Below are 18,830 nucleotides of genomic sequence, written 5' to 3'. Positions count from 1 at the left end.
CTTTGGTTTTATTTACTGTTATTTGTTCTTTGCCTGCGTTTAAAGTACTCGATCACCGCCGGCATCACCGAGATCACCACTATGGCCAGGATCACCAGGCTGAAGTTCTTTTTGATGTATGGCAGGTTGCCGAAATAGTACCCCATCCAGCCGAAGATGTTGATCCAAAGGATCCCCCCGACCACGTTGTAGGACATGAAGCGCCAGTAGGACATGGTGCCGATGCCGGCCACGAACGGGGCAAAGGTGCGGACGAAGGGCATGAAACGGGCCAGGATGATGGTGATCCCGCCGTACTTCTCGTAAAAGGCATGGGCCTCCATCAGGTGTTTTTTATTAAGCAGTCTCACGTTCTCCTTCTGAAAGATCTTGGGCCCAACCCACCAGCCGATCCAGTAGTTGACCGTGTCGCCGGCCACCGCCGCCAGGCACATCAGTATGATCAGCCATTTGATGTCCAGCGCCCCCAGAGCGGCCAGGGCCCCGGCGGCGAAGATCAGGGAATCACCCGGCAGGAAAGGCAGCACCACCAGCCCGGTCTCGCAGAAGATGATGGCAAAAAGTATCAGATAGGTCCAGGTCCCGTAGTTCTGAATGATGGTGGTCAGGTATTTGTCCAGATGGATGAAAACATCGACGAATTGCAATATCATATCCTTCCTCTGAGTTTGGACCAGGCCAGTCCCAGGTATTCGTGGAACAGGGTTTCGGCCGCTATGATGTTTCCGGAATTGGGAAACAACCGATTGGGTTTGAACTTTGGCTCCTCTTTGATCAAATAATGAGTGGGGGCCGGGATCACCGCCACTCCCTGTTTTTTGAACAAGGAAACAGAGCGGTGCATATGAGCAGCCGAGGTCACCAGCACCACGGTATCCCCTTTAACCATTACTTTTATCAATCGGGCCTGATCGTCTGTATCCAACGATTTATCCTCCAGACTGACCGCAGTATCAGGAATACCAAATTGTCTGGCCAGCCCGGCCATGCCATAGGCCTCGGACTGGATGTTGAACACCGCTCCGCCGGAAAAGAGGAGTTTGGAGTTTTTCAGCTGACGCCATAATCTGATGCCTTCGATAGTGCGAATGGCCGATCCTTCGCTTAACTGCGAGGTTAAGGGAACTTTGGAATCACTGGTCATTCCCGCCCCCAGCACCACCACCCACTTGGCCCCCACAGCCCTGGAGGCATCAAGCAATGGCGGGTATTTATTCTCCAGCCGCTTGAGCAGTCTGTTTCCAATCAACCCAAAACCGGCAAAAACATAGGCCACGATACCCAAAACAATCAGCCATTGACCTGCTTTTTTGTATTTTTTCTGCCATGACAATAACAACCCTGCGGCAAAAAGCATCAGGATAATGGTCATCGGGTTAAGCGTGTAGCTTACTAATTTCTTAAGCAGGAACAGCATAGATAGTATTTTTACTTTAAGAGATATTTTAATTAATGTGCCTAACTGTATTTAAGCAAGGGGGTTATGTTACCATAAATAATTATGGAAGTCAAGTCAAATCTAACGCAAAAGGGAGCGTAAAACGCTCCCTTTTGCCGGAAAATCGTGATTGAACTGCCCCTTTTATTGCACCAGCCCTCTTCGGTATGCATTCCGCACTCCGGCCTGGTCCTGAATATAGGTCTCATTGGCCGGATCCAGGTCAGAGGCTTTCTTGTATGATTCCAGGGCCTTGTCATAACTGCCCAATGCTTCGTAGGCTACTCCGATATTGTGCCACAGGCCGGGATCACCGGGCAGGGATGAGGCCGAGCGCTCCCATATCTCCGCCGCCCTCTGCCATTCACCGGCCTTGGCATACTTGCTGCCGATGTCGTTGGGATCGGCCTTGCTCTTCATCAGCCTTTTGGCAACGTTGACATAGTGGGGAGAGATGTCGCCCACAAAAGCATCGGTGACCTCGTTCAGCAGGCCGCTTAAGATCTGGTCATCGCCGGGAACATTGTCCTTGAACCATTTGTTGTAGCTGGCCGACTGGGACTTGCTGGCCACCACCTTGCCGGAAACGATGTCTATCAGGCGGTAGTTGATGGATACCGTGCCGCTTTTGGTGGTCCGTTCCTCGTCCACCAGCACCGTCTTCATTATCTCTTCCTTGACCTTGTATTTCTTCTTGTTAAAGGGGTTGGTCTTCTCCACCTCCTCGTAGCGGCCGGTGCCCTCCTTGCGCTCCACCTTCTCTGTCCGTTTGGAGGTTTCCACCTTGTAGGCCAGTATCTCGCCGGTGATGATAGCGTCTACCCCCAGCAGACCGCCCAATAGCTTAACCGTATTGGGGTCCACCGCCCCGGTCAGGTTGAACTTGTGCTCGGACATCACCGAATTGATCTTCTCCCGCTCCATCATCTCGTAATATCCCTGTTCGGCCAGCTTGGAGACCAGCACATTGCCCACTCCCGGACCCAGGTTGCGGTTGTAGGGGTCGACAAAATCGACCACCGCCACCCGCTTGATGGCCGGGATCTCCAGCCGGGGTTTTTCCGTCCGGCGGATTAACACGATTACCGGACCGCAGGAAACCACAGCCAGAACAATGACTGCAGCCAATGCCAGAAATTTCTTCATTAAGCTCTCCGATATTATTTAACCGCTAAGACGCAAAGAACGCAAAGGATTGAAAAGCTCTGTGTCTCCGTGTCTTTGTGGCTAAGTTTACTGTTTGCGGCCCAGTTTCATGTCCCGTTCCTGGTTCCACTTCACCCACTCATCCTGACTGTCGATGATGGGATTGAAGTTGACTATGCCATAGGTGCCGTCGGCGTTGATGGTGATCTCCATCTGGGCCTTGACGATCTGGATCCACTGCTCCAGCTTTACCTCACGCGGCCCGGCTATCTCCTGCGGGCCCTCGATCTCGCCCTCCCGGCCTCCTTGTTTCTTCTTCTGGTTGGCAAAGAAGTCTGGATTGACCTCCACCTTTACCTCGCCCTGGTAAACAGCCACCTTGGTGCTGCTGTCCGGCATAACCGTCATCCGGTAGACAGTGCCCCGGACCGCGGCCACCGCGGTGGGGGACTCCAGCTCGAATTTGCTCTTCTTGCTGACCTTGTTGACGTTGGCCCAGACCTTGCCGCTCCAGACCTTGCCCGAGGCCGACAGACCCTTCTTGGGGCTTTTGCTCAGTTCTTCTATGGCCAGCTGAGTGTTGGCATCCACCCGGATGATGCTGCCGTCCGAGAAGGCTATCTCGGCCCGGGCATCCTCGGTGCTTTTTACCTTTTCCCCGGCCGCCAGCGGCTGGTCAAAGGTCACCTTTTTCCAGTCGTTCTTTTCCGGTTTCTGGGTCTTGACATCGCCAACCACGAAGGAAACCTTGGCTACTGGGGTGGCTTTGGCGGTAAGCTGCACCGTGGTAACCGTCAGGCTGACCAGCAGAACCGCGGCCAGCAGCCATAGCAGACCGGCGTTGTTCTTATTGATTCCGGACATCTTTATTCTCCCTTATTGTGAGGTTGCTTGTCTTGTCTTCTTGGCCGTCAGCCGTAGATTGATGCGGTTGGCGGTCCGGCTTAATATCTTGACCGAGAACTTTGTAAAATTCTTGTAAAGCAGTTCCTGGGCCAGCTGGCTGCTGTTGAATTTGGTCTCCACCTCCACCAGCCCGGTGTTGCCGGTGATCTCCCGGTCGTTGACCGCCTTGACCCCCCGGACCTCGTATTTTAGAATGTTGATCAGCTCCTGGTACAGATCGTAATTGGAGGCTCCGGTGACGTTGAGGGTGACGGTGTTCCCGCCCCGGGCGAATTTTTTGACGATCTCCTCGGCCAGGTAATCGGCCAGTTTGGCGGAGGCCTGCTCTATGGCTTTGGTGCCGCCGGTGATCTCCTCGATATGGACCGCCCGCCCGGTCTCCACCTTGGACACCAGGATCCGTCCGTCATCGGTGTTGAAGGCCTTGACCGAGACCGTGGCCTGGATGGACTTCATCCCTCCCAGCATGTCGTTGGCCGCCGTGGCTTCCTTGGCGAAGGATTTGCCGGTGATGATCACCTCGGCTCCGGCCCGTTCCCCGATGAAGGCCGCCGCCTGGGCGTCCCCGTCCAGGGCCGCCAGGGCCTTGTCCCGCCGGATGCTCTTCTCGGCGGTCTCGGGATCCACAAAGTCAAACCCCTTGTTGCGCATGGCTTCGATGATGGTGTTCTCGGCCGTGCCCAGCTGGGCGTCGATCCCTCCGATGGCCGAGCTCCCCACGTTGCTTTCGGTGATCAGCACCATCAGCTTGGGGTTGCCGGCGCCGCGAATGATGTCGGCCATATCTTCCTTGATGGCGCCGGACCGCACCAGTGCCTTGACCGTGACGTTGTAGCTTAAGCCCCCGTCGGCCTCGCCCTCGCTGACAATGGAGTAGTTCTTGACGTAGCCCTTGGCCTTGGAATAGATGTTGTCCTCCACCACCATTGCGTTCTCCACTATGGTACTGGAACTGATAACAGCCCCGGTCACCTGCTCCACCGCATTGCGCAGGGCATCCTGGGTGGCCACGTCCCGGGCCTGGGCCTTATCGCCATTCAGGACCGAGGCAGTGCCATCGGTGGTAATTGTTTGCATTGCTTCCTGGGCAAACGCCATACCGAAGAACATCAGAAGAGATAGAATTGAGTATAATATTTTTTTCATTTTGCCTGGATATTCCTTTTTATAGTGTTAGGATCAAAATCCGGTTTGATCAACTTGGGCCGTCAAGCCGGCAGTCAAAAGGGAGAACGGCGTTTTAAAAATTTTCCTTTTAAAAGGCTCGCTCTCCCTTTTATGTTTGTTCCCGTGACCGGCCAGTTACTGTTTCAGGACTATGATCACCCGGCAGTTATCATAGATGTCTGTGTTGTCGGCTATCACGGCCACGTTCTCCACATCGTTGTCGGCAATGATCAGATCGGCCTTGTTGAGTCCCGAGGATTTGACGGCCTTGATCACCAGCGGATTGCTGCCAACCCGGGCGGCATTGGCCCTGGCTTCTTCCATGGTCTTGGCGTAGATCACCACGCCGTTCTTGACCGCAGCTTCACGGGGAACGAAATCTTCCCCGTAGATTCCCTCGCCCGATTCATCAAGGACGTTGGGCACCATGGCCGGCATGGCATCGGTGGCGCTGGCGTCGATGATCAGGCCGGTGTAAGTCTGGGGCTCCTGGGCGTTAAAGCTGGAAGGCAGATTCTGGTAGGTGGGGGTCTTGCCGCCCATCTGTTCTGGATAAAGCACGTCGCCCACCTTGCCGGTCAGCAGCATTTCCATGTCCACTTCCACCGAACCATCCGACATGTAACGGGGCTTGGAGGTAAAGCGGAAGTTCTTGACAATGCCGTCCACCCGGGTCTTGATGATATCGGAGCTCATCATGGCGTTCTCCACCGTGGTCTCGGAGGTCAGCAGCACGCCGTTGAGGGTCTCGATCATGTTGCGCATGGCGTCAAGCTGGGCGGCCCGCAGGGCGTTCTTGCGCTGGGCCGAAGGCGGAAGCTTGGGGTTCAAGGCTCCGATGCCAGTGGATTTAACCGACTGGTCGGTCCAGTCAATCATGCCGGCGCCCTGGATGTTCTGTTCCACCTGGGCCAAAGCCAGAGAGGCAAAGCCGAGTATGGCCAGCAAGGCCAAAGTTTTCTTAAACATTTAAATTATGCTCCTTATATTTGATTTACCAAAAATTGCTAAAGCAAAATATTCAGTGTCTACCGCGGTTTAACGTCACCACCTCCTGCCGGGTTAATGTTGAATTTCGTTATTTTATTTGCGGTTAGAAATGAACGATGCAAGAAGCCAGCAAATTCAGGGAATTTTCCTTGGTTTCATCCTTGTATATTGTGTTATCCCAATAGGTATGCTCATAACTATAAACCGTGGTGATTCCGTATTCCGCGGCCAGATCCAGCCAGATATTGCCGAATTTCATGCCAAAACCGCCGGTAAAGACCATGCCGTTCATCCCGGTGGAATCGTCAGTGTCAATCCAACTGGCATCGGTAAAACGCTGAATAGCGTATTCAACCTGGGGGTTTGTCCTGAAGCCCAGTCGAATTGGGAAAACAGCATTCGGACCCACAAACAAGTATTCCATGCCAACCCGGAACTGATTGACATTATTCCAGCCCATTTCAACAGAAGGAGATGGGCCATAGGTATACTCTGTACTGCTAAAGTTTCTGCGTTCGTAATCAAAAGCCAAGGTCATATTTTCGGAAGGCCTGAAGGCCAAACCGACACCCAACATCCAGGGCATGGTCCATGTTTGTTCATACAAATCCTCGCCATCGCCGGTGGTGGTCCCGATTCCCGGAATTGTTTCTGACCACTCCCATGAACTTTCGCGGGTCAACTCAAAAGGCATCCGGTAGGCTAAGCCTAAGCTTAGTTGCTTATTAACCTGGGCCAGCATTCCCATATGCATGTTGAAACCAGAAAAATCCATGGTTTCTTCATATTCATAATTATAACCGTCTGTACCGCTCTCTTCTTCAGTATAAGTTGAACCGTTGACAATAATATTAGCTGTTAAGCCCAATGAAACCTTTGGTGTTAGTTGGAAAGCGATGGCCGGAGATATGGCATCAATTCCACCGGTTTGTTTGTAGCTCGATTCGTATTTAATCCCGCCAATCAGTGTATCCTCTGACTTAGCTTCGCCAAAATCGATCATCCGGTTGTAAGCAACTGCTATAACCAGATTACGGTCAGCAGCCTTGAATGGCACCGCCAGACTGAAAAAGTTAGGGGCAATGTGGCTGACGCTGTTCTCCGCGGTTCCTGCTGTGTCATATGGTATGGTAGGATCGTTGTATGACCACTCATTCTTAAAGGTTTTCATATTGAACAAGCCGACCGCTGAGGCCTCAGGCCTGTCCAGGTTGGCTATGCCGGCCGGGTTCCAGGAAATCGCGGTGGCGTCATCTGCGATAGCGATAAAGGCCCCGCCCATACCGTGTGCCCTGGCGCCGGCACCCATGATGTTCATATCCTGGGCCATCGCCGGCAATGCAACCAAAGCCAAAATGGCCAATACCAGACCAATTTTACGCATGTTTTTCTCCTTTTGAAATTAGGTTTGTGTTTTTCTTTTTATGCCAGTTAATACGATTTCAAAATCGTGATTTTTAAGCCCGATTACTTGGCCACCACCTTCTGGCCGACGGTCAGGGTCTGCCCGGCTTCCTTTTCCAGTATCTGAGCCTCGGACATTTTTTCCTGAACCTCGTTCAAAAGCAGCTCGGCCACTTTGGTCACCTGCTTGCCCAGGATCTCGCCGGTAACCGGATGCTTGATCTCCTCGCCTTCCTTGTAAACCACCACCTTCATTCCCTTGCGCATGCCCTTGGCGGTGCCGATATCCAAAAACACCTCGCCGGTGGGATTGGACTTGATGACATAGCCTTCCACCAGCGGAATGTCGTTGTATATCTGGATGGAGATGTCGGTGGCCATGGTCTTGATGTCCTGGAGGGTGTTCTGGCCGCTGTAAGCGTCCTTGGCGGTGATCACGCCGCTGCTTTCGGTGTCAATCAGCCGGGCGTCCATGCCGATCCCTGTGGCGGTGGAGGAAATGGAGCCCATCAGGATTGCGTCCACCCCTATGATCTTGCCCACTTTGACGGCCTTGGCCGGATCCAGGGCCCCGGTCATGCCCAGCTTCTGCTCGCTTAAGACCTTGTCGATCTGGGAACGCTCGATGATCTTGAACCGTTTAAGGCTGTAAAGCGAGGTGATCATCTTGTCCTGGACGGTGTTGGTGACCTCGGCATTGCCGCTCCGGTTGTCGAACGGCAGAACAGCTATGGACAGCCGGGAGCCGACCTGGGTGACCCTGGAAGGATCATAAGTTAAGGCGCCCACCGGCAGTTTGCCCTTGTCCAGGGCCACTGCCTGGTGCTGACGTTCTGCCCGTTCTATACTGTCGCGCTGGGCAGCCAGCTTCAGTTCCTCCTGAGCCGCTTTGCGGGCGGCTTCGGCGCTCATATCCCGTTTGCGGGCATCCAGGGCTGCCTGCTCTTCGGCTATGCGTTTTTTCTCGGCATCCAACCGGGCCCTTTCCCTGGCCAGGTTCTCATCTTCGGCCCGGGAAACCACTGTGGTTGGCGGGGCTTCGCCCTTGCTGATCCTGGCCCAGTAATCCTTGGAGCGGCCGGTGGATTTGAAAGCCATGGACAGCTCCATTTCCTTTTTGGCCTTGTCCAGATCGCCCAGATTGTAGTAGCAGATGGCCATCTCCCGGTGGGGGAAATAGTCTATGAAATGCATTCCGTATGTCTTAAAATTGGGCCGGTCGGTGAATTCCAGGGAAACAGCGCTCTTGAACTCGTCAATGGCCCGGTCCCACTGGGCTTTCTTCATGTATTCCAGCCCGTTCTCGTAGTAATTATAGCTCTGTCCGCCCGCCCACAGCAGGGCCGGTACAAAAGCGACCGATAGAACCAGGATTATAAGACTTTTAAATTTTGACATTTGGACCTTTCTCCTTCTTTTTATTATATAACCACATTTTTATTTTAAAGTCAATAGTTTTAAAAAATTATTTTGCAATATTTTATTTTTATCTGGCACGGATGGTGAAAAATGAAATACTTGGCCCGTTTTATGCATAAATTGCGGCAAAATGGTTATCCTATCATTGGTAAATAGCAGTAATACCATTATTGGACGCGGATAAACGCAGATCATTCTTTTAAATATCAGCGTCAATCGAAATCAATCGGCGGGTAGCGTTCGACTGAGCTCACGCCGAAGTCTGCGTTCCAGGTTACTTGGTTGACGGCGGCTCTATAGGGTATTTCCCGTCCAGGCAGGCGAAACAGAAGTCCTGGGGCCTTTCTAGACAGGATTTAAGCCCGGCCAATGTCAGGTAATTAAGGCTCTCCACCCCCACAAACTCCCGGATCTCCTCCACCGACTTGGTAGAGGCTATCAGTTCGCTGATCCGGGGTGTATCCACCCCATAAAAACAGGGATGTTTGATGGGCGGAGAAGCGATCCTCAGATGTACCTGGCCGGCCCCGGCCTCCCGGATCATCCCCATAATCTTCTTGGAGGTGGTCCCCCTGACTATGGAATCGTCCACTACCGCTGCCTTCTTGCCGGCCACGATGCTTTTGACCGGGTTGAACTTCAGCCTGACGGCAAAATCCCGGATTTCCTGAGTGGAGCCTATGAAAGTGCGCCCGATGTAGTGGCTTCGGATAAGGGCCAGCTTGTATGGTATGCCGTTCTCCTCGGCAAAGCCCAGGGCGGCGTTGTTTGATGAATCGGGCACCGGCATCACGAAATCGGCCCCGGTGTACTGCTCGCTGGCCAGGCGCTGGCCCATCATGAACCTCTTTTTGGCCACGCTTTCGCCGAAGATCACGCTGTCGGGCCGGGAGAAGTAAATATGCTCAAAAACGCAGTGTTTATATGGTTTTTTGTCCACCAATATCCGGCTTTCCAGCCCCTGGTCAGTGACTGTCAGCAGTTCGCCCGGTGCCACCTCGCGCTCAAAAATGCCTCCGATGGTGTCGATGGCGCAGCTTTCGGAGGCGAATATCCTGGTCGCCCCCTTGTGCCCCATGGCCAAAGGACGTATGCCCAGCGGGTCGCGGAAGACGTACATGGTGCCTTTGAACATCAAAATGGCCGAATAACTGCCCAGCACCGTCTCCATCATCCTTTTGACGGCCTTGGCCATGTCGCGCTCCTGCTCATAGTAGCAGGCGATGCTGGCCACGATCACCTCGGCGTCGTTGGATCCGTAGGGGGTGAATCCCTGGGACTTAAGGTAGCGGGTCTGCTCCAGCATGTTGGTGATGTCGCCGTTGGATACTATCACCATCCGGCCTTCCCTGGTTTCGGCATAATGGGGCTGGGCGTTGGCGATGGAGCTGTCCCCGGCGGTGGGATACCGGGTATGGCCGATGCCCATCCTTCCCTTGAGCTCCGCCAGCACCCCGGGCTTGAAGATGTCGAACACCAGCCCCTTGTCCTTGACGATCATGGACTGCTGGCCGTCCCACACCGCCATCCCGGCGTTATCCTGCCCCCGGTGCTGCAGGGCAAAAAGCCCCAGGTAAAGCACCTCGGAGGCCTTTTCATGGTTGAATATTCCGCAGACTCCGCACATCTTGGTAAATTGAAAAATATGAAATGGTTAACGGGCCGTTTGTATGAGAATTATATCATAAATATATATCTTGTCAACAAAAACAACGCAACTTCTAAACATAGGGGTCAGCGTACAGCTTATAGCTTGTAGAATATTTGTTGACTGCCCCGCCCTTTTTATAGTATCATCATTTCATGAATATCTTCCATCCTGCAAATCTTAAAGATCATCAGCTGCTGGACAGCGGCCGGGGGCAAAAGCTGGAGCGCTTTTCCGGGCGGCTCATCTCGCGGCCAGAACCCAATGCCGTCTGGGAGCAGAAGCTGGATGACTCGGCATGGCGCAAAGCGGATGCACGATTCGTTAATGGTAATTGGGAATTAAATAACTGGGCGGATAAACCGTGGATCTTCAGCTACGGGAATTTAAAGTTCGAACTGAAGCTTTCGCCTTACAAACACACCGGCATCTTTCCCGAGCAGGCGGTCAACTGGGACTGGTGCGGAAAGCTGATCAGAGAATGCGGATACCGGCCCAATGTCCTGAATTTATTCGGTTATACCGGGGCGGCTACTGTGGCCGCCGCCGCGGCCGGGGCCAGGGTGACCCAAGTGGATTCCTCCAAGCCGGCCACCCTGTGGGCCAGGCACAACGCCGCCCTCTCGGGAATGGAAGAAACATCCTTCCGCTGGATAGTGGACGATTGCTCAAAGTTCGTGGAACGGGAGGTAAAACGAAAGGCCCGGTACGACGCGGTGATCATGGATCCGCCTTCGTTCGGCCGGGACCACAAGGGAAAGATCTTCCGTTTTGGGGACGACGTGCCGGAACTGATACATAACTGCGGCAAAATATTGTCCGATCAGCCCTTGTTCTTTTTGGTCAACGCCTATTCCACTAATTTCTCGTCCCAGGCGCTGAAAAATCTGTTGGCGGATATTCTGCCGTTGAAAAAGATCGAATGCGGGGAGCTGCATTTGGAGGTAAAGGATACCGGTAGAAGCCTGCCCTGCAGTATTTTTGTGCGGTATGGATGACCCCTAAAGATAAATAGCCCAGGCCTTCCGACTACGTTTTACAACTTCGTCAGATAAATAAGGCCTGGGCTATTTTGTTTTTATTTCATCTTCCCCGGTATATTTCCCTTCTGTGGCCCACCCGTAAAATCACGATATCCGTCCCTTCAATGTCAAATATCACCCTATAATTACCCATACGCATCCGGTAACTGCCCAGAGGAGAGTTACGCAGGGCTTCTATGTTATGCCGGGGATCTAAAGCCAGCCTTTCCAAAACCTGTTTCAACCTTGCTTTAACCGAGTAATCCAGCTTATCAATATCCCGGCAAGAGGTATTGGTGTATACCAGATTATAGGCCATAGTTACGAGCCAAAAACATCCTTGTGACTTTTTACCCGGCCGTGCCGGTAATCAGCCCGGGCTTCCTTGATGCTTGCCAAATATTCGGAATTGGTGGCGGCCAGCAGGTCCTCAATAAAGGCGCTCCTTTGTTTGGCGTTAAGGCCGTTCAGCGCCTTTACTACTTGTTCAACGGTTATGGCAATGTTTAAATTGTTGGCCGCAGCAGAAATGTTTTTTGTCGGCATTGTTAACTCCCTTTTACCTTGGTTTGCAGATTTTCTCAGGAAAGTTACTTCATCTTATCCGGTATCGCCTCTTCCCAGGCCTTCCTCAACTCGCTTACCGGCAGGTCAACCACCCCCTTGATGACAAATCTGTTGCTTCCCACCTTCCCTAACTTCATAACTTCAACTCCAAGGCGTTTGGCTTCGGCTTCCAGCTTCTCGGCATCCGCAGCCCGGCAGGACACAATGGCCCGGGACTGGTTCTCGGCAAACAGTTTGTGATCATTCCGTCCGGTCAGCCCGCTGATATCAACGTCCAGACCCAGCTCCCCTCGCCTCTCGGGAGAGGGGTTGGGGGAGAGGTCACTGATGCAGCACTCGGCCAAAGCCACCGCCAGCCCGCCCTCGGAACAGTCATGCGCCGATCGCAGCAGTTTGGAGCTTATGGCTGACAGCAAAAAGCTGTGCAGGGCCTTTTCCTTTTCCAGGTTCAGTTCCGGGCATTTCCCGGTCACCTGGTGGTGAATAGTTTTGAGATATTCAGAACCTCCGATGTCCGGTTTGGAACTCAGATTCCCGGCCAGATAAACAATGTCCCCCTCCTGCTTGAACCACTGGGTGGTGATGTTCGCCAGATCCTCTATCAGGCCCACCATGCCGATCAGCGGCGTGGGATAGACGCTGTGGGTCAGGCTTTCGTTGTAAAAACTGACGTTGCCGGAGATCACCGGTATCTGCAAGGCATTGCATGCGTCAATGATGCCTTCCACCGAGCGCTTGAACTGGTAGAAGACCTCCGGCTTGTAGGGATTGCCGAAATTGAGGCAGTCGGTCAGGCCCAGCGGCTTGGCCCCGGAGCAGGCCAGGTTACGGGCGGCCTCGGCCACCGCGATGGCGGCCCCGGTGAACGGCTCCAGGTAGACATAGCGCCCGTTGCAGTCGGTGGTCAGGGCAATGGCCTTCTTGGTGCCCCGCACCCGCAAAACAGCCGCATCCGAGCCCGGCAGCACCGCGGTGTTGGTGCGGACCTGGTGGTCGTATTGCCGGTAGACCCAGCGCTTGCTGGCGATGGTGGGCGCCGCCAGCAGTTGAAGAAGCGTTTTATTCAGATCCTTGGGCTGTTCCACGGTTGCCTGGTCGAACCTGTGCAGGCCGGCCAGGTATTCCGGCTCCCGGCTTTCCCGGTGGTAGACCGGGGCGTCGTCCACCAGGGCGTTGACCGGGATGTCGGCGAAGACCTCGTCCTGCCATTTTATCCGGACCTTTCCGTCGGCCGTCACCCTGCCGATCACCGCGCAGTGCAGCTCCCACTTGTCGAAGATGGCCTTGATCTTGTCCGCGTTCTCCGGCGGGGCCACCACCACCATCCGCTCCTGGGATTCTGAAAGCATGATCTCGTAAGGGGTCATCCCGGTCTCGCGCAGCGGTATTTTGGAGACGTCCATCTCGATGCCGGTCTTGGCCCGGGAGGCCATTTCTATGGAGGAGCTGGTCAGCCCGGCCGCCCCCATGTCCTGGATGCCCACCGCCAGGCCGGAGTCTATCAGCTCCAGGGTGGCCTCTAAAAGAAGTTTCTTGGTAAAGGGATCGCCTATCTGGACCGAGGGCCGCTTGGCCGCCGACTGCTCGCTCAGCTCCTCCGAGGCAAAAGTGGCTCCGTGGATGCCGTCGCGGCCGGTGGTGGCCCCCACCGCCAGAATGATGTTGCCCACCCCCTTGGCGATGCCCTTCATGATCTTCTTGTTCTCCACCAGGCCCAGGGCCAGCACGTTGACCAGCGGGTTGGTGGTGTAGGATTCGTCGAAGAAGACCGAGCCGCCGATGGTGGGCACTCCCACACAGTTTCCGTAGTCGGCGATTCCGGAGACCACCCCCCCGAACAGATGGCGGACATGGGCGTCGTCCAGCGAACCGAAGTACAGCGGGTCCATCAGGGCGATGGGTCTGGCCCCCATGGTAAAGATGTCGCGCAGGATCCCTCCTATGCCGGTGGCCGCGCCCTGGTAGGGCTCGATGGCCGAGGGATGGTTGTGGCTCTCCACCTTCATGGCCACGCCCAGACCGTCGCCGATGTTCACTATGCCGGCGTTCTCGCCCGGCCCCTGCAGTACCTGGGCGGCCCGGGTGGGAAAGAGTTTGAGCATGGCCTTGGAGTTCTTGTAGGAGCAGTGCTCGGACCACAGCACCGAAAATATGCCCAGTTCGGTATAGCTGGGTGTCCGGCCCATGATCTTTAGGATGCTCTGGTATTCCTCGGGGTTTAGTCCGAAACTTTCGGCCAGCTTCAGGTTGACCTGGGGTTCTTGCGTCTTGCTCATGTAAATATTATATATCCTTGTGGTTTAATTACTGTTTGAGGGGTAAACCGATTAACTTTTATCACTGAAGCACAGAAATCATGAAAAGAGGAACATTCCTTCGTGTATGTTTTGTATTAATAATTCCGTGCCTTCCGGCTTTCTGGATTTCTGTGGTTGGCTCCCGGTGGTGCTGGTTCAGTAGTAATTATAGAAGACCGGCAGGTACTCGGTGAACTGGTTCTTGCCCGAGGAAATGGAACCCTTGCTCTTTTTGCGTTTGAGCCTGGGTTTCTTGTTCTTAATATGGTTTACAAAATAATCCACCACCTGGGGATCGAATTGCTTGCCGGCGTGGGCCAGCAGTTCGGCCTCGGCTTCCTTTTGGGACAGGCCTTTTCTATAGGGCCGGTCGGCGGTCATGGCATCGTAGGCGTCGGCCACTGCTATGATCCTGGCCAAAAGCGAGATGTCGGGGCCCTTTTTGTGGGCGGGATAACCGCTGCCGTCGTATTTCTCGTGATGGTCCCGGATGATCACCGCCGCCTGCTCCAGTTTGGCGAAGCCCGAAAGGATGTGAAAGCCCCGCTCGGCGTGGTGATGAATCTCCACCACTTCGTCCTCGCTGAGCTGGTCCTCTTTTTCCAAAGTATACTCGTCCACCCCCAGCTTGCCGAAATCATGCAGCAGGGCCGCCACCTCCAGTGTCAGCAGGTCCTCCCGGGCAAGTTCCATCTTCAGCCCGATGGCCAGGGAATAAAAGGTGACCCGCACCATGTGCCCGTCATAATAGGGCACCAGCTGGTCCACTTCCCTGGCCAGTTTGCGGATGCTGGGCAAAAGGCCGTCTTTGGAGCCAGCCAGGATCCGGTCCAGCCGGACCAGCAGCGAAGTGATGGCGGCTACGTCGGTTTTTTTATGAACTGGTTTGTTTTTCATCCGGTTTTTTGCAGATGGGCTTTGATCGAGTCGAATATCAGCCTGCCCTGGTCCGAGCCCAGCAGTTCTTCCATGGCCCGCTCTGGATGGGGCATCATCCCCAGCACATTGCCCTTTTTGTTGACGATGCCGGCGATGTTGTTTAGCGACCCGTTGGGGTTGTCAGCGTCTGAGATCTGGCCGTTCCGGTCGCAGTAGCGGAACACCACCTGCTTGTTGTCCTCCAGTTCCTTCAGCGACTTTTGGTCGATATAGTAGTTTCCCTCTTTATGGGCGATGGGTATCCGTATCACCTGCTTTTTGGCCAGTTTATTGGTGAAAGCCAGGTCGTTGCGCTCCACTGAGAGGTTGACCGTTTTGCAGACGAACTGCAGGCCCCGGTTGACCATCATGGCCCCCGGCAGCAGGCCGGATTCCAAAAGTATCTGAAAGCCGTTGCAGATGCCGATCACCAGCCCGCCCCGTTCGGCATGGTCCTTGACTTTCTGCATGACCGGGGAGAACCGGGCGATGGCTCCGGTCCGCAGGTAATCGCCGTAGGAGAACCCACCGGGCAGGATGATGCAGTCGCAGCCCTGCAGGTCTGTCTCCCGGTGCCATATCCGGACGGGCTTTAAGCCCAGCCCTTCTTCCACCGCCTGGTGGCAGTCGTAATCGCAGTTGGAGCCGGGAAAGGTGATGATGCCGAACTTCATTTGCTCTCCCCGATGGTGAATTGGTATTGTTCTATCACCGGGTTGGTCAGCACCTTCTGGCACAGTTCTTCCACCAGCTTCTGGGCCTGAGCCCGGTCGTTCAGGTCCAGGGTCAGCTGGATAAGCTTGCCCATCCGGACGTCCTTCAGCCCCTTATAACCGATATTCTCCAGGGAGCGGTTGAGCGTGGTTCCCTGGGGGTCCAGCACGCCATCCCTCAAGGTAACGCGGATCTCTGCCGTCAGCAATTTTTGTCCTCCAAATTTATATTTTCATTTATTCTGCCACAAAGGCACTAAGACACCAATTTAACTTAAATTTAAGAATAGAAAAACGTAAATCGTTTTGTGCCTTGGTGTCTTAGTGGCTGGGTATAGGTGTCTTTCTTCTTTTGCTGGCGATCTTTACCACCAGCCTCCGGATCAGTCCGAACAGTATGTACAGGAACAGCACCGGGAAGATCACCAGTTGGGGCCGGATAACCAGGCCGATCATGGCCAGCACCAGCAGGCTGTAGATGAAATAGGATTTTACGTTCCTGGATGCCAGCTTGGGAAAAGGCGGATATTCCACCGGGCTGACCATCAGCAGGGCCAGCAGGGCTAAAAAGAACGGCATCAGCACCGGGGCGATCAGGTCGATCTGCAGGTAGTTGGAGAATATCAGATATCCGGCCACGGCCCCGCCGGCGGCCGGAGTGGGCAGGCCGATGAACCCGCCCTTCTCCAGCAGGTTCTTCTGCTCCACGTTAAAACGGGCCAGCCGGATGGCTCCGGAGACCACGAAGGCAAATCCGGCCAGAACCCCGGCCAGGTTCAGGTCCATCAGGCACAGCGGGTAGATCAGCATCACCGGGGCCAGCACAAAGGAGACCATGTCCGAAAGCGAGTCCAGCTCCACCCCAAAGCGGCTGGTCTGGTGGGTCAGCCGGGCCACCATCCCGTCGGTGGAATCGAAGAAGGCCGCCAGGATGATCAGCCAGGCCCCCCGGTTGCTGTTGCCCCTAAAGGCTTCCATCACGGCCAGCATCCCGCAGAACAGGTTGCCACTGGTGAAGATGCTGGGAAGGAAGGACGGGGTTTTGATTTTGTGTGGAGACATGGCAGATCAGCTATTTGTTAAATTTAATTTTGGGTATTTCGGAACCTATAGAAGCAGAATAAATCTCATTTCGTGCTACGAATATATAAATTGTGCTACGAAGGACAAGATAGTGGGTTTATAATTTTTTGTTTATGTTCGTTAAATATTATTCTGGTGGACCAATTCACCAATTAACGTCACTCCGCCCTTGACCTTATCCCCCACCTTGACATTGACCTTGGTCCCCAGCGGCAGCATCAGATCAATCCGGGAGCCGAACTTCATCAGCCCCATCCTCTGCCCGACGGTTACAGAGTCCCCGAGCTTCGGATAGCAGACCACCCGGCGGGCCAGGATCCCGGCGATCTGCTTCATCAGTATTTTCCCGTAAGGTGTCTCGATCCCCAAATGCATCTGCTCGTTGTTCAAAGATGCCTTTTCCTCAAAAGCCGGCAGGAACTTTCCCGGATGGTACTGCTGGTATATCACTTTGCCGGTGACCGGTATCCGGTTGATGTGGACGTCCATCGGCGACAAAAAGATGCTGACCTGCAAGACCTTTTGTTTGTGGAGAAATGCATCCTCGGTCTCCCGGACGATCACCACCCGGCCGTCGGCCGGCGAGGCTATCTGCCCCGGCCCAAAACTGCCGCTGCGGGCCGGGTCGCGGAAGAAGTAGACCATGAAAAGGAAAACAATAGAAAAACCCAGGGTAAGGTACAGCAGCAACGGTCCCCGCCAGAACATCCAGGCAAAAAGGGCGGCGGCGGCCAGCAAAAAGGCTATGGCTATGGTGGCAAAACCCTCGGGCGCGATTCTCATAAACTTATCATACCTAAATTAATTAGGAAAACAGGAAACCAAGAATCATTCCTGTCCTTCATGGTTTCATTATAAATATTTCCCAAGGTACCGTTTTTAGGTATCCTTAGACAGTTTCCTCGGTGATGTTCTTGATCACCCGGCTGCCCCCTTTGGCCTGAGCATCCTTGATCTTCAGGGCGGCCGCATCGAACATCTCGGCCATGGTGAACCCGTCGTCGGGGAAGGTCATCACCGCCAGGGTCACGGTCAGGCTCTGGGAGGCGAAGGCCTGGTCGATGTTGACCAGCGATTCCTCGATGATCTTCTTGATCTTCTCGGCGAACTGCACCGCCTGCACCCGCTCGGTCTCCAGCAGGGCCACGGCAAAGGAATCCTCGGACATCCGGCAGGAGACATCGATCTTGCGGACGTACTCGTTAAGCAGGGCCCCCACCTTGGCCAGCACCTTCTCGGAGGCCTGGGTGCCGTTGGCCTGGATGAAGGGAGTGAAGTTGTCCAGGTCCAGCAGGGTGAAGGAAAGTTTGTGCCCGAACCGCTTGGACCGCGACAGCTCGGCCTGGGCCCGTTCCTCAAAATAGCGCCAGTTGAACAGGTCGGTCATCCGGTCCTTGGTATACAGCTGGTCGAACATCCTGGCGTTCTCCATGGCCATGGACCCCAGGCTCTGGTAGATCATCAGCATGTTGCGCTCCTCCTTGGCCCGGTGGGTTATTTTGCCGATGGACACCAGCCCCAAAAGGACATTATGCTGCACCAAAGGCAGGCATAATACCGGGGCGATCCCGCTTTCCCTGGTGTTCTCGATATGCTGTTTGATCAGGTTGCTTTCGGTGGCAAAATCCTCCTTGGTCATCACCAGTTTCTTGGCCGCGCAATGCCCCACATAGCCGTCGCCGACCTTGATGTTCAATGTTTTGGCCGTTCTTTCGTCCAGCCCTATCTGGGCGGCGGGAGCCAGCACATGGCCGTCCTTCACCGGCCGGAAGAAAATCAATTCTTCGGCGTCAAACAGCTGCTGGGCGATCCGTAGCAGCAGCGGCGGCAGTTTTTCCTGCTCGATGTTCCCGCTTAAGGTCCGGGCCAGCTCCAGCAGCACCATGAACACCCGGCCCCGCTCGTTCTTTTCCTTTTCCAGGTTGGCCATGTTGGACTTCAGGTTCTGGATAAGCTCGCTCTGGCGCCTGTCCTCCATTTTAAGCCTGGCCAGCTGCTCCTGTGCGTCCTTGACTTCAGCCGCTTTCTTCCCGGCCCCGCCGATGCATACCAGCCATAGCACCCCAAACAGGGCGGCCAGACCAAAGGCTATTATGGTCACTGACATGGTGC

Annotated in this window: 19 protein-coding genes; 1 reads left to right on the top strand and 18 read right to left on the bottom strand. The window is 54.5% G+C overall.

Annotated features, from left to right (window positions below; all coding sequences use genetic code 11):
- Positions 1–8: 8 nt before the first annotated feature.
- The 9 genes from HZA73_02915 to purF all read right to left on the bottom strand — a co-directional run bounded on the left by HZA73_02915 (position 9) and on the right by purF (position 10,097).
- Positions 9–653: a DedA family protein gene (locus HZA73_02915; GenBank protein ID MBI5804979.1), complete on the bottom strand. Its 645-nt coding sequence runs from the start codon at positions 651–653 to the stop codon at positions 9–11.
- Entirely contained in the window at positions 650–1,417 is a 768-nt protein-coding gene (locus tag HZA73_02910; protein ID MBI5804978.1) for a YdcF family protein, read from the bottom strand. The genes HZA73_02915 and HZA73_02910 overlap by 4 nt, the downstream gene beginning before the upstream one ends.
- A 165-nt stretch (positions 1,418–1,582) precedes the next feature.
- Positions 1,583–2,584, bottom strand: a complete 1,002-nt coding sequence (locus HZA73_02905; protein ID MBI5804977.1) for a tetratricopeptide repeat protein — start codon at positions 2,582–2,584, stop codon at positions 1,583–1,585.
- 87 nt (positions 2,585–2,671) lie between these two features.
- Positions 2,672–3,448, bottom strand: coding sequence for a FecR domain-containing protein (locus tag HZA73_02900; protein ID MBI5804976.1), 777 nt, complete (start codon positions 3,446–3,448; stop codon positions 2,672–2,674).
- 12 nt (positions 3,449–3,460) lie between these two features.
- A complete protein-coding gene (locus HZA73_02895) occupies positions 3,461–4,636 on the bottom strand; it encodes a flagellar assembly protein T N-terminal domain-containing protein (GenBank protein MBI5804975.1) in 1,176 nt (391 codons plus the stop codon).
- Positions 4,637–4,792: 156 nt separating this feature from the next.
- Positions 4,793–5,626, bottom strand: coding sequence for an LPP20 family lipoprotein (locus HZA73_02890; GenBank protein MBI5804974.1), 834 nt, complete (start codon positions 5,624–5,626; stop codon positions 4,793–4,795).
- A 124-nt stretch (positions 5,627–5,750) separates the two neighbouring features.
- Positions 5,751–7,031 carry an outer membrane protein transport protein gene (locus HZA73_02885; GenBank protein MBI5804973.1) on the bottom strand — a complete coding sequence of 427 codons (1,281 nt, stop codon included), beginning with the start codon at positions 7,029–7,031 and terminating at the stop codon, positions 5,751–5,753.
- An 83-nt stretch (positions 7,032–7,114) separates the two neighbouring features.
- A complete protein-coding gene (locus tag HZA73_02880) occupies positions 7,115–8,449 on the bottom strand; it encodes a hypothetical protein (GenBank protein MBI5804972.1) in 1,335 nt (444 codons plus the stop codon).
- A gap of 295 nt (positions 8,450–8,744) precedes the next feature.
- The gene (gene purF / locus HZA73_02875) at positions 8,745–10,097 is read right to left on the bottom strand and encodes an amidophosphoribosyltransferase (GenBank protein MBI5804971.1); all 1,353 of its coding nucleotides are present in this window, start codon (positions 10,095–10,097) and stop codon (positions 8,745–8,747) included.
- A gap of 176 nt (positions 10,098–10,273) precedes the next feature.
- On the opposite strand from purF, the gene HZA73_02870 reads away from it, so the two are divergent.
- A complete protein-coding gene (locus HZA73_02870) occupies positions 10,274–11,116 on the top strand; it encodes a class I SAM-dependent methyltransferase (GenBank protein ID MBI5804970.1) in 843 nt (280 codons plus the stop codon).
- A gap of 85 nt (positions 11,117–11,201) precedes the next feature.
- Here the strand turns inward: HZA73_02870 and HZA73_02865 are convergent, their stop codons facing one another.
- The 9 genes from HZA73_02865 to HZA73_02825 form a co-directional block, all read right to left on the bottom strand.
- Positions 11,202–11,459, bottom strand: a complete 258-nt coding sequence (locus tag HZA73_02865) for a type II toxin-antitoxin system RelE/ParE family toxin (GenBank protein ID MBI5804969.1) — start codon at positions 11,457–11,459, stop codon at positions 11,202–11,204.
- A gap of 2 nt (positions 11,460–11,461) precedes the next feature.
- On the bottom strand, positions 11,462–11,686 hold the full coding sequence (locus HZA73_02860; GenBank protein ID MBI5804968.1) for a hypothetical protein: 225 nt from the start codon (positions 11,684–11,686) through the stop codon (positions 11,462–11,464).
- Positions 11,687–11,730: 44 nt separating this feature from the next.
- Positions 11,731–13,983, bottom strand: a complete 2,253-nt coding sequence (gene purL / locus HZA73_02855) for a phosphoribosylformylglycinamidine synthase subunit PurL (protein MBI5804967.1) — start codon at positions 13,981–13,983, stop codon at positions 11,731–11,733.
- A 177-nt stretch (positions 13,984–14,160) separates the two neighbouring features.
- Positions 14,161–14,901: an HD domain-containing protein gene (locus tag HZA73_02850; protein ID MBI5804966.1), complete on the bottom strand. Its 741-nt coding sequence runs from the start codon at positions 14,899–14,901 to the stop codon at positions 14,161–14,163.
- On the bottom strand, positions 14,898–15,596 hold the full coding sequence (purQ, locus tag HZA73_02845) for a phosphoribosylformylglycinamidine synthase subunit PurQ (protein ID MBI5804965.1): 699 nt from the start codon (positions 15,594–15,596) through the stop codon (positions 14,898–14,900). Before purQ ends, HZA73_02850 begins: the two co-directional genes overlap by 4 nt.
- On the bottom strand, positions 15,593–15,841 hold the full coding sequence (gene purS / locus HZA73_02840) for a phosphoribosylformylglycinamidine synthase subunit PurS (protein ID MBI5804964.1): 249 nt from the start codon (positions 15,839–15,841) through the stop codon (positions 15,593–15,595). Before purS ends, purQ begins: the two co-directional genes overlap by 4 nt.
- A 115-nt stretch (positions 15,842–15,956) precedes the next feature.
- On the bottom strand, positions 15,957–16,697 hold the full coding sequence (pssA, locus tag HZA73_02835) for a CDP-diacylglycerol--serine O-phosphatidyltransferase (GenBank protein ID MBI5804963.1): 741 nt from the start codon (positions 16,695–16,697) through the stop codon (positions 15,957–15,959).
- A 141-nt stretch (positions 16,698–16,838) separates the two neighbouring features.
- Positions 16,839–17,501, bottom strand: coding sequence for a phosphatidylserine decarboxylase family protein (locus HZA73_02830; protein ID MBI5804962.1), 663 nt, complete (start codon positions 17,499–17,501; stop codon positions 16,839–16,841).
- Positions 17,502–17,607: 106 nt separating this feature from the next.
- Positions 17,608–18,825, bottom strand: a complete 1,218-nt coding sequence (locus tag HZA73_02825) for a diguanylate cyclase (protein ID MBI5804961.1) — start codon at positions 18,823–18,825, stop codon at positions 17,608–17,610.
- Positions 18,826–18,830: the final 5 nt, after the last annotated feature.

This window comes from candidate division TA06 bacterium (genome assembly GCA_016235665.1).
Classification (GTDB): Bacteria; Edwardsbacteria; AC1; order AC1; family EtOH8; genus UBA5202.
This window is presented reverse-complemented; position numbering and strand designations above follow the sequence as displayed.

Excerpts from the sequence above, each read along its gene's own strand:
- HZA73_02890 (MBI5804974.1), bottom strand. The coding sequence starts at position 5,626 with ATGTTTAAGAAAACTTTGGCCTTGCTGGCCATACTCGGCTTTGCCTCT.
- HZA73_02885 (MBI5804973.1), bottom strand. The coding sequence starts at position 7,031 with ATGCGTAAAATTGGTCTGGTATTGGCCATTTTGGCTTTGGTTGCATTG.
- HZA73_02865 (MBI5804969.1), bottom strand. The coding sequence starts at position 11,459 with ATGGCCTATAATCTGGTATACACCAATACCTCTTGCCGGGATATTGAT.
- HZA73_02880 (MBI5804972.1), bottom strand. The coding sequence starts at position 8,449 with ATGTCAAAATTTAAAAGTCTTATAATCCTGGTTCTATCGGTCGCTTTT.
- HZA73_02910 (MBI5804978.1), bottom strand. The coding sequence starts at position 1,417 with ATGCTGTTCCTGCTTAAGAAATTAGTAAGCTACACGCTTAACCCGATG.
- HZA73_02870 (MBI5804970.1), top strand. The coding sequence starts at position 10,274 with ATGAATATCTTCCATCCTGCAAATCTTAAAGATCATCAGCTGCTGGAC.
- HZA73_02895 (MBI5804975.1), bottom strand. The coding sequence starts at position 4,636 with ATGAAAAAAATATTATACTCAATTCTATCTCTTCTGATGTTCTTCGGT.
- HZA73_02850 (MBI5804966.1), bottom strand. The coding sequence starts at position 14,901 with ATGAAAAACAAACCAGTTCATAAAAAAACCGACGTAGCCGCCATCACT.
- HZA73_02825 (MBI5804961.1), bottom strand. The coding sequence starts at position 18,825 with ATGTCAGTGACCATAATAGCCTTTGGTCTGGCCGCCCTGTTTGGGGTG.
- HZA73_02830 (MBI5804962.1), bottom strand. The coding sequence starts at position 17,501 with ATGAGAATCGCGCCCGAGGGTTTTGCCACCATAGCCATAGCCTTTTTG.
- HZA73_02900 (MBI5804976.1), bottom strand. The coding sequence starts at position 3,448 with ATGTCCGGAATCAATAAGAACAACGCCGGTCTGCTATGGCTGCTGGCC.
- HZA73_02860 (MBI5804968.1), bottom strand. The coding sequence starts at position 11,686 with ATGCCGACAAAAAACATTTCTGCTGCGGCCAACAATTTAAACATTGCC.
- purL (MBI5804967.1), bottom strand. The coding sequence starts at position 13,983 with ATGAGCAAGACGCAAGAACCCCAGGTCAACCTGAAGCTGGCCGAAAGT.
- purQ (MBI5804965.1), bottom strand. The coding sequence starts at position 15,596 with ATGAAGTTCGGCATCATCACCTTTCCCGGCTCCAACTGCGATTACGAC.
- HZA73_02915 (MBI5804979.1), bottom strand. The coding sequence starts at position 653 with ATGATATTGCAATTCGTCGATGTTTTCATCCATCTGGACAAATACCTG.
- purF (MBI5804971.1), bottom strand. The coding sequence starts at position 10,097 with ATGTGCGGAGTCTGCGGAATATTCAACCATGAAAAGGCCTCCGAGGTG.
- pssA (MBI5804963.1), bottom strand. The coding sequence starts at position 16,697 with ATGTCTCCACACAAAATCAAAACCCCGTCCTTCCTTCCCAGCATCTTC.
- HZA73_02905 (MBI5804977.1), bottom strand. The coding sequence starts at position 2,584 with ATGAAGAAATTTCTGGCATTGGCTGCAGTCATTGTTCTGGCTGTGGTT.